20 protein-coding genes are annotated in these 18983 nt (G+C 67.5%); 12 read left to right on the top strand and 8 right to left on the bottom strand.

What is annotated here, in order from left to right; all coding sequences use genetic code 11:
• Positions 1 to 8: 8 nt before the first annotated feature.
• On the bottom strand, positions 9 to 896 hold the full coding sequence (locus tag BMZ21_RS19650; RefSeq protein ID WP_244543917.1) for a M15 family metallopeptidase: 888 nt from the start codon (positions 894 to 896) through the stop codon (positions 9 to 11).
• 178 nt (positions 897 to 1074) lie between these two features.
• Between BMZ21_RS19650 and BMZ21_RS19645 the strand changes: the two genes are divergently transcribed.
• From BMZ21_RS19645 to BMZ21_RS19620, 6 genes are all read left to right on the top strand, one after another.
• Positions 1075 to 2895 (top strand): glucan ABC transporter ATP-binding protein/ permease, encoded by a 1821-nt coding sequence (locus tag BMZ21_RS19645; protein ID WP_091837985.1) that lies wholly within the window; start codon positions 1075 to 1077, stop codon positions 2893 to 2895.
• A gap of 80 nt (positions 2896 to 2975) precedes the next feature.
• Complete coding sequence (locus tag BMZ21_RS19640) at positions 2976 to 3950, top strand: TRAP transporter substrate-binding protein (protein WP_091837983.1); 975 nt, start codon at positions 2976 to 2978, stop codon at positions 3948 to 3950.
• Positions 3951 to 4091: 141 nt separating this feature from the next.
• Complete coding sequence (locus BMZ21_RS19635; protein WP_091837980.1) at positions 4092 to 4421, top strand: DUF1330 domain-containing protein; 330 nt, start codon at positions 4092 to 4094, stop codon at positions 4419 to 4421.
• A gap of 128 nt (positions 4422 to 4549) precedes the next feature.
• The gene (locus BMZ21_RS19630) at positions 4550 to 5722 is read left to right on the top strand and encodes a calcium:cation antiporter (protein ID WP_091837977.1); all 1173 of its coding nucleotides are present in this window, start codon (positions 4550 to 4552) and stop codon (positions 5720 to 5722) included.
• An 89-nt stretch (positions 5723 to 5811) separates the two neighbouring features.
• Positions 5812 to 6285, top strand: coding sequence for a nuclear transport factor 2 family protein (locus BMZ21_RS19625; RefSeq protein ID WP_091837975.1), 474 nt, complete (start codon positions 5812 to 5814; stop codon positions 6283 to 6285).
• Positions 6286 to 6291: 6 nt separating this feature from the next.
• Complete coding sequence (locus tag BMZ21_RS19620; RefSeq protein WP_091837973.1) at positions 6292 to 6849, top strand: TetR/AcrR family transcriptional regulator; 558 nt, start codon at positions 6292 to 6294, stop codon at positions 6847 to 6849.
• Positions 6850 to 6864: 15 nt separating this feature from the next.
• On the opposite strand, the gene BMZ21_RS19615 is transcribed toward BMZ21_RS19620, so the two are convergent.
• From BMZ21_RS19615 to BMZ21_RS19605, 3 genes are all read right to left on the bottom strand, one after another.
• Positions 6865 to 8178 carry an HlyC/CorC family transporter gene (locus BMZ21_RS19615; protein WP_091837970.1) on the bottom strand — a complete coding sequence of 438 codons (1314 nt, stop codon included), beginning with the start codon at positions 8176 to 8178 and terminating at the stop codon, positions 6865 to 6867.
• 175 nt (positions 8179 to 8353) lie between these two features.
• Entirely contained in the window at positions 8354 to 9502 is a 1149-nt protein-coding gene (gene aroB / locus BMZ21_RS19610) for a 3-dehydroquinate synthase (protein WP_091837968.1), read from the bottom strand.
• Entirely contained in the window at positions 9499 to 10089 is a 591-nt protein-coding gene (locus tag BMZ21_RS19605) for a shikimate kinase (RefSeq protein WP_091837965.1), read from the bottom strand. The genes aroB and BMZ21_RS19605 overlap by 4 nt, the downstream gene beginning before the upstream one ends.
• Positions 10090 to 10211: 122 nt before the next feature.
• On the opposite strand from BMZ21_RS19605, the gene BMZ21_RS19600 reads away from it, so the two are divergent.
• Genes BMZ21_RS19600 through BMZ21_RS19590 form a run of 3 tightly spaced genes read left to right on the top strand, consistent with a single transcriptional unit; the run spans position 10212 to position 13153 of the window.
• Positions 10212 to 12044 (top strand): aminodeoxychorismate synthase component I, encoded by a 1833-nt coding sequence (locus BMZ21_RS19600; protein ID WP_091837962.1) that lies wholly within the window; start codon positions 10212 to 10214, stop codon positions 12042 to 12044.
• Positions 12045 to 12074: 30 nt separating this feature from the next.
• Positions 12075 to 12221 (top strand): histidine kinase, encoded by a 147-nt coding sequence (locus BMZ21_RS19595; RefSeq protein WP_091838341.1) that lies wholly within the window; start codon positions 12075 to 12077, stop codon positions 12219 to 12221.
• On the top strand, positions 12218 to 13153 hold the full coding sequence (locus BMZ21_RS19590; protein WP_091837960.1) for a site-specific tyrosine recombinase XerD: 936 nt from the start codon (positions 12218 to 12220) through the stop codon (positions 13151 to 13153). Before BMZ21_RS19595 ends, BMZ21_RS19590 begins: the two co-directional genes overlap by 4 nt.
• A gap of 6 nt (positions 13154 to 13159) precedes the next feature.
• On the opposite strand, the gene BMZ21_RS19585 is transcribed toward BMZ21_RS19590, so the two are convergent.
• From BMZ21_RS19585 to BMZ21_RS19570, 4 genes are all read right to left on the bottom strand, one after another.
• Positions 13160 to 14950 (bottom strand): cation:proton antiporter domain-containing protein, encoded by a 1791-nt coding sequence (locus tag BMZ21_RS19585; protein WP_091837957.1) that lies wholly within the window; start codon positions 14948 to 14950, stop codon positions 13160 to 13162.
• Between the two features lie 124 nt (positions 14951 to 15074).
• On the bottom strand, positions 15075 to 15401 hold the full coding sequence (locus BMZ21_RS19580) for a polyhydroxyalkanoic acid system family protein (protein WP_091837954.1): 327 nt from the start codon (positions 15399 to 15401) through the stop codon (positions 15075 to 15077).
• A 243-nt stretch (positions 15402 to 15644) separates the two neighbouring features.
• Entirely contained in the window at positions 15645 to 15854 is a 210-nt protein-coding gene (locus BMZ21_RS19575; protein WP_091837952.1) for a hypothetical protein, read from the bottom strand.
• A 138-nt stretch (positions 15855 to 15992) separates the two neighbouring features.
• Positions 15993 to 16778: an IclR family transcriptional regulator gene (locus tag BMZ21_RS19570; protein WP_091837949.1), complete on the bottom strand. Its 786-nt coding sequence runs from the start codon at positions 16776 to 16778 to the stop codon at positions 15993 to 15995.
• A gap of 155 nt (positions 16779 to 16933) precedes the next feature.
• Between BMZ21_RS19570 and BMZ21_RS19565 the strand changes: the two genes are divergently transcribed.
• The 3 genes from BMZ21_RS19565 to BMZ21_RS19555 are packed head-to-tail and all read left to right on the top strand — an operon-like array spanning position 16934 to position 18958.
• Positions 16934 to 17593 (top strand): amino acid ABC transporter permease, encoded by a 660-nt coding sequence (locus tag BMZ21_RS19565; RefSeq protein ID WP_091837946.1) that lies wholly within the window; start codon positions 16934 to 16936, stop codon positions 17591 to 17593.
• A complete protein-coding gene (locus BMZ21_RS19560; RefSeq protein WP_091837943.1) occupies positions 17590 to 18240 on the top strand; it encodes an amino acid ABC transporter permease in 651 nt (216 codons plus the stop codon). Before BMZ21_RS19565 ends, BMZ21_RS19560 begins: the two co-directional genes overlap by 4 nt.
• The gene (locus tag BMZ21_RS19555) at positions 18227 to 18958 is read left to right on the top strand and encodes an amino acid ABC transporter ATP-binding protein (protein ID WP_091837941.1); all 732 of its coding nucleotides are present in this window, start codon (positions 18227 to 18229) and stop codon (positions 18956 to 18958) included. The genes BMZ21_RS19560 and BMZ21_RS19555 overlap by 14 nt, the downstream gene beginning before the upstream one ends.
• Positions 18959 to 18983 lie beyond the last annotated feature (25 nt).

Here is an 18983-nt window from a genome sequence, read left to right as displayed (position 1 = left end):
TGACGCGGTCATTCGATCGCGAAGTCGAAGGGCGTCTTCGGGAACGGCTCCTTCGCCAGCGTGAAGTGCCACCATTCCTTGCCGTAGCCGCGGAAGCCCTCGGCTGCCATCGCAGCGGCGAGGGTTTCGCGATTGCGGCGGGCCTCGCTCGCGACGCCGGGATGGCGGAGCGCGCTGTTGTCCGAGAAGCAGTCGAAGCTCGTGCCGAGATCGAGGCTGGTTTCGCGCGGACGCGTTGCAAGTGGGCCGTCGCAGGGGCCGGCATCCACGGGTGTCGGCAGAGCGGCTTCGCCGGCGCGGACGAGGCCGACATCGACGGTGGAGCCGCGCGAATGGCTGGAATTGCCGGCGATGTAGCCCTTGGCGACGAGATTGCCCCTGGCGATGCCGGGGTGGAAGACGCGCCCGAGATCGGCGGCGTCCGGCCGCTTCACCCACTCGTTGAACGCGGCGACGGCTCGGGCGGGCCGATAACAGTCGAACAGCTTCAGCCCATAGCCTTGCCGGGCCAGGCGCGTTTCGGCGCGGACCAGCGCGTTCGCCGCCTCACGGGTCAGCACGCATTCGGCACGGCCATAGCCGGGCACGGCCGCGCCGGTGAAATTGAACGGCGTCGCATAGCGGATGTCCTGCGCGATCGACGGTGCGAGCTCGCGCAGCCGCACGAAGCCCGCAGGCAGCGGCTCGGCATCGACCGGCCGCGAGACAAGCATGAGCAAGGTGGCGGCCAGTGCCCACCTGCCGGGTGTCGGCCCTGGCATGCCGCGGTACGAGAGCTGGCGCCAGCCGGCGGCGGATCGGCCTCGATCACGATGCCGACGCGGCAATGCCAACCGCTCGGTGAAGATGACGAACCCGCCCTGATCGCCATGGCTACCGCGCTTCTTTTTCGCCATCACCCTGCCTCCGCTCGGATCGCTTCGCCCATCTCGGCGTGAGGGTGGTCGGGCAGACACGCGAGCGGCATCTCGCGCCCAGCGACACGCTTTGCGGAAACCATGAGGAGCTGCGGTTGCAGGAGCGTCAAGGTTTGAGGGCTTGCTCATGCCGCAGCCTCGGCTAAAGCTTTCGGCAATGTCTCTGCTTGCGATCTATGCCCGCGTCCTCGGCGAGCTCGGCCCGGAACGGCGCCTGGGGCTCCTTCTCGCCATCGCCAACGTCGCGCTGGCAGGCGCCGCCTTCGCCGAGCCTATGCTGTTCGGCGCGCTGATCGACAAATTGACCAGCCTGCAGACCGCCGGCACTCGCCCGGGCTGGGGTGACATCAACGTATTGCTGGCCGCCTGGGTCGGCTTCGGCCTGTTCAATATCGCTGCGGGCGTGTTCGTCGCGCTGTTCGCCGATCGGCTGGCGCATCGCCGCCGGCTCGCGGTGATGGCGAACTATTTCGAGCATGCGCTGACCTTGCCGCTCGCCTATCACACGCAGACCCATTCCGGCCGCGTGCTCAAGGTGATGCTGGAGGGCACCAGCGGCATGTGGGCGCTCTGGCTCTCCTTCTTCCGCGAGCATTGCGCCAGCTTCGTCGCGCTCTTCATCCTGCTGCCGTTCACGCTCTGGAAGAACTGGCAGCTCGGCCTGGTGCTGATCTTCCTCGTCGTGCTGTTCGGCACGCTCACCGCCTTCGTGCTGCGCAAGACCGACAAGCTGCAGAGCAATGTCGAGGCCTACCATTCGAGCCTCGCCGAGCGGGCCTCGGATGCGCTCGGCAACGTGCCGGTGATCCAGAGCTTCACCCGGATCGAGGCCGAGGTGCGCGGGCTGCGCAACACCATCACCAGCCTGCTCGAAGCGCAGATCCCGGTGCTGACCTGGTGGGCGGTCGCGACGGTCGCGACCCGCGCCTCGGCGACGCTGACCGTGCTTTCGATCTTCGTGGTCGGCACCTGGCTCTTGATGCAGGGGCTGACCACGGTCGGCGAGATCGTCACCTTCATGGGCTTCGCCACCATGCTGGTCGGCCGGCTCGAGCAGATCGTCGCCTTCGTGAATTTCATCTTCATGCAGGCGCCGAAGATGCGCGAGTTCTTCGAGGTGCTCGACACGCTCCCGGCTGTGCGCGACCAGCCCGGCTCCCCCGATGCCGGTCGGCTCGAGGGCCGGATCACCTTCGATGACGTCTCCTTCTCCTATGACGGCAAGCGCGCCGCCGTCGCCGACGTCTCCTTCGAGGTGAAGGCCGGCGAGACCATCGCCATCGTCGGCTCGACGGGCTCGGGCAAGTCGACCACGCTCGGCCTGCTGCACCGCGCTTTCGATCCGCAATCGGGCCGCATCCTCGCCGACGGCCGCGACATCCGCGAGATCTCGCTGCTCTCGCTCCGGCGCAATATCGGCGTCGTCTTCCAGGAGCCGATGCTGTTCGCGCGCTCGATCCGCGAGAACCTGACCGTCGGCAAGCCGGACGCGACCGACGCCGAGATGATGGAAGCGCTCGACCGGGCGCAGGCGACCGAAGTCATGGCGCGCCAGACCGACGGGCTCGACACCATCGTCGGCGAGCGCGGCCGCACGCTCTCGGGCGGCGAGCGCCAGCGCCTGTCGATCGCCCGCGCCCTGCTGAAGAACCCGCCGATCCTGATCCTGGACGAGGCGACCTCGGCCCTCGATGCAGCGACCGAGGTCAAGCTGCAGAAGGCGCTCGACGAGGTGATGAAGGGCCGCACCACCTTCGTCATCGCCCACCGCCTTGCCACCATCCGCAATGCCGACCGCATCCTGGTGTTCGAGCAGGGCCGGGTGATCGAGATGGGCTCCTTCGAGGAGCTCGTCGCCAAGGGCGGGCGCTTCGCCGCTTTGGCCCGGGCCCAGTATCTGGTCACCGACAAGCCTGCGCCTGCGCTTTCGGAGGGCGAGGCCAGCCCATTGGCACAAAAGCTGCCAGGCGGCGTGTGACAGCGGTGAGCCGGCTTTTGCTCCGATCTGCCTGTCCGGGAGCAAATCCAGCCGCCGCCGATCCACACGGAGACCTGTCCATGCGCCGCCTCCTGCCTGCCCTCGCGCTGGTCCTCGGCTTTTCGCCAGCCGCCTTCGCCCAGACGGTCTGGGAGATGCCAACCGAATACCCGGCGAGCGCCATTCCGGGCGAGGGCGTTGCGACCTTTGCAAAGCTGGTGAACGAGCGCTCCGGTGGGCGGCTGACGATCACCCCGAGCTTCGATGCGGCGAAGGGAATCAAGTCGGCCGGCATGGTCGCAGCGGTGCAGGAGGGAAAGGTCGCGGCCGGCGATGCCTTCGCCGGAGCGCTGGGTGCGGTGCATCCGCTGTTTGGCCTGTCGTCGCTGCCGTTCCTGGCGACCTCGATCGAGGATGCCAGGCGCCTGGCCGATCTTGCCCGGCCGGCCTATGCCAAGGTCTTCGCCGGCTATGGCCAGCGCATCCTCTACACCACGCCGTGGCCGGCTTCCGGCATCTGGTCGAAGGAGCCGGTGACCTCGGCCAGGGACCTCGCCGGCCTGTCGATCCGCACCTATGACGCGACTTCGACCGCGGTGATGGGCAATGCCGGCGCCAAGGCGGTGAACCTGTCCTTCGCCGACGCCATGCCGAAGGTGAAGGACGGTTCGGTCACGGCGGTGCTGTCGTCGGGGGATGGCGGGGCCGGGCGCAATCTCTGGCAGTTCCTGCCGCATTTCAGCGAGGTGAACTATGCGCTGCCGATCTCGCTGGCGACAGTGAATCTCGCCGCCTACGATGCCCTGCCGGCGGATCTCAGGCAGGTCGTCGACGAAGCCGCGGCCGAGACCGAGCGGCGGCAATGGAGCGCGATCAGGACGCGGCTCGACGAGAACTACGCCCGCATGCGCGCCAATGGCGTCACCATCCATGTGCAGCTGCCGGCCGATCTGACCCAGCGGCTCCAGACTGCCGGCAAGGCCGCGGTCGAGGACTGGCGCGGTAAGGCCGGAGCGGAAGGCGCCGCGATCCTCGACGCCTTCGCCAAGCACTGAAGCGCTCGCGCTGCTGCGTGGCTCATCTGCCGAGGCGGCGCGGTTTCGATTACCTGAGGTGTAATCGACCCGCGGTTCCTTGGCGGGCATGGTCTCTCGCGACACCGGCCACACCGGCCGTTTTCGACCGAGGAGAGCACCATGACCGCTTATGCCATCGCCCATCTGCGCGACGTCGACGTCAACGCCGAGATCGTCGATTACATCAAACGCATCGACGAGACCCTCGTGCCGTTCGGGGGGCGCTTCCTGATTCATGGCGTGACGCCGGAGGTCATGGAACGACCGTGGGAAGGCGATCTCGTCGTCATCGCGTTCCCGGACATCGACGCGGCACGCAACTGGTATGCCTCGCCGGCCTATCAGGCGATCCTGCCGCTCAGGACGCGCAATTCCCGGAGCGCCGCGATCATCGTCGACGGCGTGTCGGACGGGTATCGGGCGACCGACTTCCTGGCGAAGCTGGGCTGATCCTCACCTGAGCCCGCGCCTCCGAGAAAAACGGTCAACAATCACGTGTCACGGACCTGCCGTTGTGAGATCATTTTCAGCGTATACGTGCCTGTCTCCTTTTCCCAACGACGGACCCATTGCCTGACATGATGATCGCCCGCCTCGCCTGCGCCTGGGCCTCTGTCGCAGCCTTCCAGATCTTCGGCGACACGCTGCTCGCACAGCTTGGAGCGCCCTTGCCGTCATTGCTGATCTTCGCCTGGCTGCTCGGTGTCATCGTCTGGGCGGCCTTCGGCGTGGTGCACGAGGCCGAGGAGATCGCGCATCGGCTCGGCGAGCCCTATGGCACGCTGATCCTGACGCTCTCGATCGTCATCATCGAGGTGGCGCTGATCTCGGCGGTGATGCTGGGCGCCAAGGGCGCGCCGACGCTCGGGCGCGACACCATGTTCGCGGTGCTGATGATCGTGCTCAACGGCGTCGTCGGCATCGGCTTGCTGCTGGGCGGCCTCAGGCACTTCTCGCAGGGCTACAACCTCAAGGGCGCCTCGGCCTATCTGGCGGTGATCATTCCGCTGACGCTGATCCCGCTTGTCCTGCCGAACTTCACCACCTCGACCGCGGACGGAACGCTGACCACCTTCCAGTCGATCGCGTTCTCGCTCTTCACCCTGCTGCTCTACGGCGCCTTTCTGGTCCTGCAGACCGGCAGGCACAGCGTCTTCTTCAAGGAGCCGGCCGGCGAATCGAACATGCCCTACGGGGCTGCCTACATCCGGGGCAGAATCCAATCGGAAGCCGGGCCGGCATCGCAGCCTGTACCCGACCCTGGTCCGGCCGAGGAGCCGCCGCATCCGCCCTCGGAAGGCTCGACGCGGTCGCATGTCATCCTGCTGCTCGCCAACATCCTGCCGATCGTGATCCTGGCGAAAAGCCTCGCCGTCGTGCTCGACTTCGGCATCGCGCGTCTCGGCGCGCCGGTGGCGCTCGGCGGTATCCTGATCGCCATGGTGGTGTTCACGCCCGAATGCATCGCGGCGCTGCGCGCGATCACCACCAACCAGCTGCAACGGGCAATCAATCTCTGCCTCGGCGCCGCCGCCTCGACGCTCGGGCTGACCGTCCCGGCTGTGTTGGTCATCGGGCTCATCACCGGACAGGAGGTCGTGCTCGGCCTCTCCGGCACCAACATGGTCATCCTGTCGATGACGCTGCTGCTCTCGACGCTGACGTTCACCGGGACGCGCACCACCATGCTGGAAGGGGCCGTGCATCTCTCGGTGTTCTTCGTCTTCCTGGTGCTGGTGTTCAGTCCATGAGCAGGAGGCTCGGCAGCTAGTATTGACGAGGCACGATCCATTCTGTACCGATCGGTTCAGTCTTTACCAATTGGTACAGGAGATCAGCCGTGAGCGAAGCAAGGCCGCCTTTTCCGCCGTTCAGCGAGGATACCGCGATCCTCAAGGTCAGAGCCGCCGAGGATAGCTGGAACGGGCGCAATCCCGCACGGGTCGCGCTGGCCTATACCGAGGATTCGCGTTGGCGGAACCGGGCCGAAATCTTCCAGGGGCGGGCTAAGATCGAAGCCTTCCTCACCCGCAAATGGCAGCGCGAGCTCGATTATCGGTTGATCAAGGAACTGTGGGCCTTCACCGGCAACCGCATCGCCGTGCGCTTCGCCTATGAATGGCGCGACGATTCCGGGCAGTGGTACCGTTCCTACGGCAACGAGAACTGGGAGTTCGCGCAGAACGGCCTGATGGCCCGCCGCCATGCCAGCATCAACGATCTGCCGATCGCGGAAGCGGCGCGGAAATTCCATTGGGACGCCTCCGGACCGCGCCCGGCCGATCATCCCGGCCTGACCGATCTCGGCCTATAAGAGCTGATGGCAAGACGAATCAGCGAGCGGGCCGACCTGCTGCCGGTGCTCGGCGAGATCTTTCGCGACTACGGTTTCGAGGCGGCGAGCCTGTCGGTGATCGGCGAACGCACGGGGCTCGGCAAGGGCAGTCTCTATCACTTCTTCCCGGGCGGGAAGGAGGAGATGGCCAAGGCCGTGCTCGACGAGATCGGCAGCTGGTTCGAGAACGAGGTGTTCCGGCCTCTCCGGGAGGATGGCGACGCCGCAGCCGCGATCGAGGCGATGCTCGTCGCGGTCGACGGCTATTTCCGTTCGGGCCGGCGCATCTGCCTGGTCGGAGCGCTGGCCCTGGCCGATTCGCGCGAGCGCTTCGCGGCACAGATCGCCGGCTATTTCGCGGCCTGGCAGGATGCGCTCGCCGGCGCGCTCGCCCGCAGCGGTCAGGCCGATCCGGACGGGCTGGCGGAGGAAATCCTGGCCCTGATCCAGGGAGGGCTGGTGCTGGCGCGGGCTCGCGACGAGGCCGTGATCTTTACAAGGCTGCTCGCAAGACTGCGCCTCAGGCTGCAGCCTGCAGGCTGAGCGATCCGGCGGTCATTACGTGGCGGTCGCGGGCTCGTGCCCATGGCTGCCGTTGCCGGCGGGGGCCACCCTGAGCGCGGTCAGCCGGTTGCGGCTCTTGCGCATCACCTCGAAGCGGAAGCCGTGGAAGGTGAACGCCTGGCCGGCATCGGGGATGGCGCGGGCCTCGTGGATGACAAGGCCGGCGATGGTCGTGGCCTCGTCATCGGGCAACTGCCAGTCCATCGCCCGGTTGAGATCGCGGATCGGCACGCCGCCATCGACAATGACGCCCCCGTCCGGCTGCTGGCGCAGGCCGGGAACCGCCACGTCGTGCTCGTCGCGGATGTCGCCGACGATCTCCTCGAGGATGTCCTCGAGTGTCACCAGCCCCATCACCTCCCCGTATTCGTCGACCGCGAGGGCAAAATGCGTCTTGCGGGCAAGGAAGGCCTTGAGCTGCTCGGCCAGCGGCGTATTCACCGGCACGAACCAGGTTTCGAGCGCGATGGTCGCGACATCGAGCTTGCAGGCGTCGCCGCCGGCGGCATCGAGCGCGCGCAGCAGGTCCTTGGCGTGCAGGACGCCGACGATGTTCTCCGGCTTGTCGCGCCAGAGGGGCATGCGGGTATAGGGCGAGGCCAGCACCTCGCGCACGATCGCCTCAGGCCCGAGATCGAGATTGATCGTGCGCATCTTGGTGCGGTGGATCATTACATCGGCGACTTCGAGCTGCTTCAGATCGAGCAGGCCGCTGACCATGTCGCCATCTGCCTTGGCGACCGTGCCCTCCTGGCGCATCAGTTCGATCTGGTCGCGCAGGATCTCGTCGATCGCCAGCACCGGGCGCTGCGAATCGATCCGCAGGCCGAACAGGCCGAGCGAGCGGCGCGCGAACCATTGCATCAGCCGGACCGGCGGACCGAGTACGGCAAGCAGGCGTGCCACCGGCCGCACCAGCTTGAGCGCCATCCGCTCGGGGTCGGCAACGGCCGCCATGCGCGGCGCGAGTTCGCCGACGACAACGACGATGAGCGCGACCGCGATCGCGAGGCAGGCCGCGCCGCTGACGCCGAAGGAGGCGAGCGCGGCATAGGCGGCAAAACTCGCCGTCGCGGTCTTCACCAGTGTCCGCGCCAGCAGGAAGACGCCGCTCAGGCGCTCGCGATCGCCGAGCACGCGCAGGACGATCGCGGCGCGGCGGCTCCCGGCCTTTTCCTGCTGGACGAGCCTGGCGCGCGAGATCGCATGCAGCGCCGCATCGGCTGCGGCCAGGAAGCCTGTCAGGAATACGCCGAGCGCGACGATGGCGATGGCGAGCCAGGGATCGAGGTGCGGGATGGCGACCATGGAGGAAGCGCTCAGGTTCCCGCTAGTGGTCTGATTCCGACATTCGCATCTTCCCAATGCAGAGCGGCGTAGCGAATGTCGGAATCATTAAGACCACTAGCAACTCTTTGATCGTCTAGTGGAACTGATGAATTTGACATTTGCTTCCCGCTTGATGTCAGGCCAGAGGCAAATGTCAAATTCGTTCCACTAGTTCGCTCTCGATGAAGTCGTGCGCCGTCTCGGTGGCGACGCCGGGCGCGATGAAGCTCTTGCCGATGCCATGCGCCAGGATGAAGGTCAGTGCGCCGCGCTTGACCTTCTTGTCCTGGGTCATCGCCTCGACGATGTCAGACGCCGTGCCGGCTCCGCCGGGAACGTCCTGCAGCCTGGTCGGCAGGCCGACGGCAGCGAGATGGGCGGCGACGCGGCCGGCATCCTGGCCGGAGCAGAGACCGAGCCGCTGCGAGAAGCGGAAAGCGAGGCTAAGCCCGATCGCGACGGCTTCGCCATGAACGAGGCGGGCGGAATCGTAGCGGGTCAGGCGCTCCAGAGCATGGGCGAAGGTGTGGCCGAGGTTGAGGAGCGCACGGTCGCCATCCTCGCGCTCGTCGCGGGCGACGACAGCGGCCTTGGCCCGGCAGGCGGTCGCGACCGCATGGTCGCGCTCGGGGCCTCCCTCCATGACGCGGCGCCAGTTGACCTCGCACCAGTCGAAGAAGGCGGCATCGTCGATCAGCCCGTACTTCACCACCTCGGCATAGCCGGCCTTGAACTCGCGCTCGCTGAGGGTGTCGAGCAAAGCGGTGTCGCAGACCACCAGCGCCGGCTGGTGGAAGGCGCCGATCAGGTTTTTTCCATGGCTCGAATTGATGCCGGTCTTGCCGCCGACCGAGGAATCGACCTGGGCAAGCAGGCTGGTCGGGATCTGGACCAGGCGCACGCCGCGGCGCAGCACCGAGGCGGCAAAACCCGAGAGATCGCCGACGACGCCGCCGCCGAGCGCGATGACGAGGTCGTTGCGCTCGATCTTGGCGGCGAGCAGGCCGTCGCAGAGCTCGCTGAAGCGGGCATAGGATTTGGAGGATTCGCCCGGCGGGATGGTCAGGCGCGTCGCGGTGACGCCGGCCTGCTGCAGGCAGGATTCGAGGGCGGGCGCGTGCAGGGTGGCGAGGTTCGTGTCGGTGACGATGGCGGCGCGGGCGCCGGGAAAGCGGCTGGCGATCACCTGCGCGGCCTCGCAGAGCTGGTGGCGGCCGATCAGGATGTCATAGGAGCGTTCGGCCAGCGCGACCGGCACGACGATGCGTTCCGCTGCAGGGGCAGCCTCAGCCAAAGCGTTCATTCCTTGCCTTCCTGGCGCAGCCGCCGGTCGAGCGCGGCCACGGCGTCCTCGATGACGACCTCATGGGGATCGTCGCGCGAGATCAGCGTGATGTCGGCGAGCGCATAGATCGGCTCGCGCTCGGCCAGCAGGCGCCGCACGGTCGCTTCGGGATCGGCGGTCTGCAGTAGCGGGCGGTTGCTGCGCTTGCGGACGCGGCGCATCAGCACGTCCGGCTCGGCCTTCAGCCAGATCGAGATGCCGAGCTCCGCGATGCGGGCGCGGGTGTCGGCGTTCATGAAGGCGCCGCCGCCGGTCGCCAGCACCAGCGGTGCGCGCGTCGTCAGGATGCGGGAGATGACGCGGCGCTCGCCATCGCGGAACTCGCTTTCGCCGCGCTGCGCGAAGATCTCCGGGATCGTCATGCCGGCGGCGGTCTCGATCTCGGTATCGGCATCGACGAAGGGCAAGCCGAGCCGGGCGCTGAGGCGCTTGCCGACCGAGCTCTTGCCCGAGCCCATCATGCCCACCAGCACTATCGCCCGCGCTCCGAGGGCGGCGCGCAGGGCGATGCGATCCACCTGTTCGATCGTTTCCGCCATCGTCATCAAATGAATTCCTTGCGCCCGCTCTAGCATGAGGATCGCGGTACCGCCATGTGCGATGCAGGGGCGCTTGACCGCGGCCACGCAGTCGGGCTCGTAGCGCCGCGACGGGGGCGAAGGGCGTGATGCCGGTGGCTGGAGCAAATTGCGGGATCGCCGGTCTGCGGTCGCCTTTCGTGCTGCTGGAAGATCGCAGTGAGACAGGCAAGGCGCTGCTCTTCGCCGAGCCCGCCGAGATCGTCTCGGCCAGCGAGCCCTCCGGCATTGTCGCTGCATTCGGCCGCATCGAGGCCGGTCTGGCGCACGGTCTGCACGCGGCCGGCTTCCTCTCCTACGAGCTCGGCTATGCCTTCGAGCCACGGCTGGCAGGGCTGTCGCCGAGCGAGCCTCGGCTGCCATTGCTCTGGTTCGGCCTGTTCGAAGAGCCCCGCCGCATCGAGCCGGCGGCGCTTGATCGAGATCTTGCGGCGCGCTGTCCGCCGCCGCTGGACAATCTGGCGTTCGATCTGGACGAAGCGGCGCATGCGGCGGCGGTGCAGCACGTGCTCGACTATCTCCACGCCGGCGACGCCTATCAGGTCAACCTGACCTTCCCGATCCGCTTCCGCTATCCCGGCGATCCGCTCGCGCTTTACGGTGCGCTCAGGGCGAGCCAGCCGGTCGGCCATGGCGGCCTGGTCGCGACAGGCGAGGCGAGCATCGTCTCGGTCTCGCCGGAGCTGTTCATCGAGACGGCAGACGGGCGCGCGGTCACCCGGCCGATGAAGGGGACCGCAGCGCGCGGCGTCGATGCGCAGGCGGATGAGGCGGCGAAGGCAGCGCTCCGCGCCGATCCGAAGCAGCGGGCCGAGAACCTGATGATCGTCGATCTCCTGCGCAACGACCTCAGCCGGATCAGCGAGCAGGGCTCGGTCGAGGTTCCCGCGCTGTTCAGCGTCGAGACCTATCCGGGTTTTCATACGCTGACCTCGACGGTGACGAGCCGATTGCGGCCCGGCCTGTCGCTGCTTCAGCAGATGCAGGCGCTGTTCCCCTGCGGCTCGGTGACGGGCGCGCCGAAGCTGCGGGCAATGGAGATCATCCGCGAGCTCGAAGCCGCGCCGCGCGAGGTTTATACCGGTTCGCTCGGCATGATCGCGCCGAACGGCGATCTCAGCTTCAACGTCGCGATCCGGACCGCGACACTGCTGCCGGGGGGCGAGGGCGTCTACGGCGTCGGCGGCGGGATCGTCGTCGATTCCAGGCCGGCTGAGGAATATGCCGAATGCCGGCTGAAGGCGCGGGTGCTGACGGATCTCGCCGGGGATTACGGGTTGATCGAGACGCTGCGCTGGTCGGGTGGCTATGTCCGGCTGGCGTTGCATCTCGAGCGTCTGGCTGCGTCGTCCGCGGCGCTCGGCTTCCGGTTCGACCGGGAGCAGGCGCTGGGGCAACTCGTAGAGGCTGAGACATCGTTTCCTGCCGGGGAGGAACGCCGTGTGCGTTGCGAGTTGCGTCGCGACGGCACGCTTCAGATCACGACTGCGCCGATGCCGGTCGTGGCAGGCGGCCCGGTCCGGATCGCCATTGCGACGCAGCGGGTCGACGCCGGGGATCCCTTCCTGCGCCATAAGACGACGCGCCGGGCGATCTATGAGCGAGCTTTTACCGAGGCATCGGCACAAGGTTGTGACGATGCCCTGCTTCTGAACCGGCAGGGCTTCGTCACCGAGACCAGCCGCAGCACCATCTTCGTCGAGCACGACGGCGTGCTGCTCACGCCGCCGCTGGAGCACGGTCTGCTGCCGGGCGTGCTGCGCCGCGAACTCATGGAAAGCGGTGATGCCCGCGAAGCGCCGCTGCGGCTCGACGACCTCAGGCAGGCCGGGCGCTGGTTCGTCGGCAACAGCCTGCGCGGGTTGCAACCTGCAGAGATCGCCGGTTCCGCGCTTGCGTTCGATACCCCCGATCAGAAATAACGGGTTGGGGTGCATGGGGAATCGCCGGCCGTGCCGACGCTGTTCAAGTTCGTGACGTTCCTGGCTGTGATTGCCGGGCTGGTCTATGGCGGCATGCTCGCGCTGGTCACCTTCGTGAAGCCGGAGCCGCGCGAGATCGTCGAGATCGTGCCGCCCTCGAAGCTGCAGCAGAAATGAGCAAGCAGGCGCGCTCCTGGCTCAACGGCTTCCTCGACATGCTGGCGGCCGAGCGGGGGGCGGCCAAAAACACGCTCGAGGCCTATGAGCGCGACCTCGAGGATTATCTCGGCTTCGCCGTCAGCCAGGGTGGCCCCGCCGCGGCCACGGCCGACGATGTCCGGGCCTATCTGGTCGAATTGTCCGAGCGCGGGCTGAAGGCCTCCTCGGCCGCTCGGCGGCTTTCAGCCGTCAGGCAGTTCCATCGCTTTCTCTATACCGAGGGCCTGGTGGGAGGCGACCCGACCGCCGCGATTGAGGGCCCACGGCTCGGCCGGCCATTGCCCAAGGTGCTGAGCGTCGCCGAGGTCGACAAGCTGATCGGTACCGCCCAGCAGATGGCGGAGCAGGAGGGGCTCTCGCCCGCCGCGCGCGCTCGTACGGTCAGGATGCGCTGCCTGATCGAGATGCTCTATGCCACCGGCCTGCGCGTCTCCGAGCTGATCGCGCTGCCGCTCTCGGCCGCGACGACGCGCGAGCGCTTCCTGGTCGTGCGCGGCAAGGGCGACAAGGACCGGCTGGTGCCCTTGAACGAGGCGGCGCGCGTCGCAGCCTCGGCGCATCTTGCCCTGCTGCGCGAGCAAGGCGCGGCTGACGGGCGCTGGCTGTTTCCGTCAGACGGCGAGAGCGGGCACCTGACCCGCCAGGCCTTCGGACGCGACCTCAAATCGCTGGCGGCGGTGGCTGGCCTGTCGCCGGCCAAGGTCTCGCCGCATGTGCTGCGCCATGCCTTCGCCAGCCATCTCCTGCAGAACGGCGCCGATCTGCGCGTCGTGCAGGAATTGCTGGGCCATGCCGACATCGCGACGACGCAGATCTACACCCACATCCTCGACGAGCGGCTGAAGAGCATGGTGCGCGACCTGCACCCGCTGATGGATGGCGAGGGGTAGCCTCGCTCAGGCTGCGTTCGGCGTGCTCGGAGCAGGCTCCTCGCCCTTCCTGCCGCAGAGCGCCAGCATGGCGCGGGCGATCTCGGCCTCGCCCATGATGGTGCGGCTGGCGCCGCAACCCTTGAGGTGCTCGACCTCGGCGAGGGAATGGGCGCGGGCGACGATCGGCAGGTTCGGGTTCTGCCTGCGCGCCTGCTCACAGACCTGGCCGGCCTCGAAACTGCCGGGGATGGCGACGAAGAGGCGCTTCGCCCGCGCAAGGCCTGCGGCGCCGAGCACCTCCGGATCAGCGGCATTGCCGACCAGCACCTCGGCACCGTCGCGGCGGGCGGCAGCGACGCCGTCATCCTGGTCCTCGATCACCAGGAGCTTCTCGCCCATGGCTGCGAGCCCCGCGCCGAGCAGCGAGCCGACGCGGCCATAGCCGACGACGACGATGTGGTCGGAGAGCTCGGTCGGGGCGATGTCGCGTTCGGGGGTGGACACTGGCTCGGTCTCCGGCGTCGCGGCCGGCGCTTCCGGCTGAGGGAGAGGCGCGGGCTCGGCCGGCTTCGGTTCTGCCGGCCTGGGCTTGGCTGGCGCCGGGTCGGGCGGGGCGAAGCGGTCGACCAGCTTGAACATCAGCGGATTGAGCACGATCGAGAAGATCGCACCGGCAAGGATCAGGTCGCGGCCCTGTTCCGGCAGCAGTTTCAGGGAGACGCCGAGCCCGGCGAGGATGAAGGAGAATTCGCCGATCTGCGCCAGGCTCGCCGAAATCGTCAGCGCGACCTGATCGGGCTTGCCGAAGGCGCGCACGATCAGCCAGGCCGCCAGGGTCTTGCCGAATAGGATGATGGCGATGGTTGCGATCAGCGGCAGTGGCGCGCGCAGCAGGATACCGGGATCGAACAGCATGCCGACGGAGACGAAGAAGAGCACGGCGAAGGCATCGCGCAGCGGCAGCGATTCCTCGGCGGCGCGATGGCTGAGCGGCGATTCGCTCAGGATCATGCCGGCGAAGAAGGCGCCGAGCGCGAAGGAGACGCCGAACAGGCTGGCGGCGAGATAGGCGACGCCGAGCGCGATCGCCAGCACGGCGAGCCGGAACAACTCGCGCGAGCCGGTATGGGCGACCCAGTGCAGGATCCAGGGGATCAGCCGGCGCCCGACGATCAGCATGAAGGCGACGAAAGCGGCGACCTTGGCGAGCGTCAGGCCGAGCACGCCCCAGAGGCCGAGATCGAAGCGCGTCGCCAGCGGGCCGCCGCCTGCGGCGGCTCCGGAGCCGCCGTTCAGCACATCGGCGACCGCCGGGATCATCACCAGCGCCAGGACCATGGCGAGGTCCTCGACGATCAGCCAGCCGACGGCGATCTTGCCCTTCTCGGTCTGGACGATGCGACGTTCCTGCAGGGCGCGCAGCAGCACGACGGTACTGGCGACCGAGAGCGCCAGGCCAAAGACGAGGCCGGCCGGCACGCTCCAGCCGAGCAGCAAAGCGAGCCCCAGGCCAAGCAGGGTCGCGGTGCCGATCTGCACCAGCGCGCCGGGCACCGCGATGGCTTTGACCGAGAGCAGGTCCTTCAGCGAGAAATGCAGGCCGACGCCAAACATCAGCAGGATGACGCCGATTTCAGCGAGGTCGTTGGCGAGCCCCTGGTCGGCGACGAAGCCAGGGGTGAACGGGCCGACCGCGACGCCGGCGAGGAGATAGCCGACGAGCGGGGAAACCCTGAACTTCTGTGCCAGCGCCCCGAACACGAAGGCGAGGCTGAGGCCCATGACGATGATGGCGATCAATGGGCCGTGATGCATGGGTCTCCGGTGGGGCAGGCGGGAAGGGGCGCCTGCGACTTTGCGGATCGCGGCGGGGGAATTCAACCTTGTATGGTGAACAAAAGTCGCAACGAGGCTGCGACACGGTGTGCCGAGGCGCAGGTCACGCCTTGGTTGGCTTGTGCTCCAGCAGGATCTTGGCCTGCTTCTCGACGCCGAGCTTCAGCTTCTCGGCGAAGATGGCGAGCATCAAAGGCAGCATCACCTCGACACGCACGAGCGCATCCTCGACCTCGATCTTGCCGCTGACGGTCTGGCCGAGGGCGGCGACGCCGAACTGCAGCGTGTCGCCCTGCCAGCTCTCCTCGACGAGCTGCATGCCGAAGCCACCGAGCTTGTCGCGGACCTTGCCGACGCCGTCCTGCAGCCGCTGGCGCGCCGCCTCGCGGCCGAGCGCATGCGAGATGGTGATGGTAACGGGGCGTTTCATGCGTCAGGTCCCGGAAGCGTGAGCGAGCTGGCGTAGCGCTGAGATGGGCTGCGCGGCCGGCGCTTGCAACCGTCCGACGCTCGCCGACCGGTCCGACATTGGAACGAGTCGTGCCGGGCGACCGCAGGGAGACCCGGGACCCATCCCGGAAGCTCTATCGGAAAGGCTCAGGAATGGGTCCCGGATCGGCGCGGCTGCGCCGCTTGTCCGGGACGACCAGGTTGAGTGAGTGACGTGGGAGGATCAATGGCTGCGGGCTTCGAGTGCCTGCTGGCCTTCCGGGGTGACCTTCCAGAGCTCGTCGCCGGGCTCGGCCAGGCCGCGGCCCTGAAGCAGACGCAGCATCGCCTCGCCGAAGATGAAGCGGCGGGTTTCCTCGTTGATGCTTTCCAGCGCGATCCATTCCGGATCGGTCATCACGATGTTCTGCGGGTTCGTCGCGGTCTCGGCCATATCGTCCTCCTCCGTGGCGGTTGCTCCGATCAGAGGCAAAATCGCGAGCAATCTTGGAGAGTATATGGCCGGCTTCGGGTGGCGCTGCGGCAATTGCGCGGGTTTTCCGGGTTAGCCCGTGGGTTTACCGGATCAGTGCTAGCCAAAGGGCAGGCGCAGCCCCGCCTCGGTGGCGCAGGCCTTGAGTGCGAGCAGGATGGCGCTCTCGTCGGTCTCGACGCCGTGGCGTTGCAGGCAAGGCACCAGGATCGCTGCCTCGGCATGGCCGGCCGGGCCGATCACCGGGCAGGCGATATCGGTGACTGCGAGGATGTCGCGGCTCGGCGCGATGCGGTGGCCGAGCGCCCGGATCTCGGCGAGGGCGGCCTGCGTCGCCGGTTCGTCGAGGCGCTGCCTGGTCTCCGGCGGAGCCTCGCCCATCAGTCCGCGCCGGCGCGCCTCCGACTGGAAGGCGAGGATCAGCAGGCCGGAATTGGCGTCGAGCGCCGGGCGGCCATAGCCGGGGCGGACGATGACGCTGGCGTCGAGATGGCCGGCTGTGGTGGCGAGCACCACGGTCTGCGCCCGGCTGAGCACCACGAGATGGGCCGCCTGGCCGCTTTCCTCGCTGAAGCGCTCCATCAGGGGCAGCACGACTGAGGTGAGCTGCTTGCCGCCGGGCGTCCTGATGCCGAGGTCGAACAGGCGGCGCGACAGGCCGAGCCGGTCGGTCCCCGGCTCGCGCTCGAGATAGCCGCGCTGCTGCAGCACGAAGACCATGCGGAAGATCTCGCTCTTCGAGCGCTGCAGCCGCTCGGCGATCACGCGGGTCGAGAGCGGCTCGCCTGTCTCGGCGAGCAGTTCGAGGATGTCGAGGCCCTTTTCCAGAGCGGGGGCGGCATAGGCCGCCTTCTCGTCGGTGTCGGCTTCGGGAAGAACGCTCATGCTGCGCCTGTTTCATATATGAAGCTTGACATCAAATAAGAAGCCAATTTAGCCTCCGGGTAAAGAGGGAGACACATGAGCGCATCGCCGCGACATCCGTCCAGCGCATCCGGCCGGCGGGACTTTGGTCCGCAGGCCCTGGACGGCTGACGGCGATGAAGTACGGGCTCCAGTTTCGCGACGTCTTTGCGGCCTGGGAGTCCATTCTCGACGGCGTCTGGATCACGCTCCTGCTCTCGGGTGTCGCGATGGTCGGCGGGCTCCTGATCGGCATCCTGTGTGCCGCCGGGCGTACCTATGGCCCGGCCTGGCTGCGCGGCATCGTCGGCGCCTATGTCGAGATCATCCGCAATACGCCGCTGCTGGTGCAGCTCTTCCTGATCTTCTTCGGCCTGCCAAGCTTCGGCGTCAGGCTCGACGGGCTCACCGCGGCGATGATCGCGCTGGTGATCAATCTGGGCGCCTACACCACGGAGATCGTGCGTGCGGGCCTGGAGGCCGTCCCGAAGGCGCAGGTCGAGGCCGGGCATTCGCTTGGGCTCTCCGGCCTGCAGGTCTTCCGCTACATCATCGTCTTCCCGGCGCTCAAGGCGATGTTCCCGGCGCTCGCCAGCCAGTTCGTGCTGCTGATGCTGGCGACCAGCGTCGCCTCGCAGATCTCGGTGCAGGACCTGTTCCATGCGGCGTCGATCGTGCAATCGCGCACCTTCCGCGATTTCGAGGTCTATACGGTGATCGGTGTGCTCTATCTCGCGCTCGCCATCGGCTTCCGCGGGCTGTTCGCCCTGATATACCGCCTGGTGTTCGTGCGATGATCCGGGAATTCGGCCTCATCGACGTGATGTACCTGATCGCGGCGGCGCGCTGGACGATTGCGCTGACCGCAGTCGCCTTCGCCGGCTCGGCCGTACTGGGGCTCGGGCTCGCGATCCTGCGGATCCTGCCGCTCGCGCCGCTGCGCTGGTTCGCGGCGACCTATATCCAGCTGGTCCAGGGCACGCCGCTCCTGGTCTGGCTGTTCCTGATCTTCTTCGGCCTGCCGCTCGCTGGCATCTCGGTCAATCCCTGGATCGCGGCGGCCGTCGCCTTCTCGGTCTATGGCTCGGCCTTCCTCGGCGAGATCTGGCGGGGCGCGCTGGTCTCGATCGCGAAAACGCAATGGGAGGCGGGCGCCTCGCTCGGGCTCTCGCTCGGCGAGCAGCTGCGCTACGTGATCATCCCGCAATCGATCCGGATCGCGATCCCGCCGACGGTCGGCTTCCTGGTCCAGCTGATCAAGAACACCTCGCTCGCGGCGGTAATCGGCTTCGTCGAGCTCACCCGCGAGGGCCAGCTCACCGCGGCCGGCACCTACAAGCCCTTTGCCGTCTACATCACCGTCGCCTGCATCTATTTCGCGATGTGCTTCCCTCTCACGCAATGGAGCCGCTCGCTCGAGCGGAAGCTCGATGTCGCTCGTTGAAATCCATGACGTCAGCAAGAGTTATGGCGCCAACCAGGTGCTGAAGGGCGTCTCGCTCGATATCGACAAGGGCGAGGTCGTCGCCGTGATCGGCCGCTCGGGCTCAGGGAAAAGCACGCTCTTGCGCTGCGTCAACGGCCTGGAGCCGGTGCAGGCCGGCACGATCCGCATCGACGGCGTCAAGGTCAACGACCCCGCCACCGACTTGCGCAAGCTCCGGCAGGAGGTCGGCATCGTCTTCCAGCAGTTCAACCTGTTCCCGCATCTCTCGGTCAGCGACAACATTACGCTCGCCCCGCGCGTCGTGAAGAAGCAGCGGCCGGAGGAGGCGCGCGAGGTCGCCCGCGAGGTGCTGGCCCGCGTCGGGCTGGCGGACAAGCTCGACGCCTATCCCTCGCAGCTTTCCGGCGGCCAGCAGCAGCGCGTCGCGATCGCGCGCTCGCTCGCCATGCGGCCGAAGCTGATGCTGTTCGACGAGGTCACCTCGGCGCTCGATCCGGAGCTCACCGGTGAGGTCCTGAAAGTGCTCGAATCCGTGGCGCAGGAGGGCATGACCATGATGCTCGTCACCCACGAGATGGGCTTTGCCCGACGGTTCGGCTCGCGTGTCGTCTTCATGCACGAGGGTCGCATCCACGAAGAAGGCCAGGCTGCGGCGGTGCTCGCCGAGCCGAAGACGCCCGAGCTCACGACCTTCCTCAGCGCGGTTCTGCACTGAGGCAATGACGATCCGTTCCAGTAGC

The sequence above is a fragment of the Allobosea lupini genome (assembly GCF_900109525.1).
GTDB classification, from domain to species: domain Bacteria; phylum Pseudomonadota; class Alphaproteobacteria; order Rhizobiales; family Beijerinckiaceae; genus Allobosea; species Allobosea lupini.
This window is presented reverse-complemented; position numbering and strand designations above follow the sequence as displayed.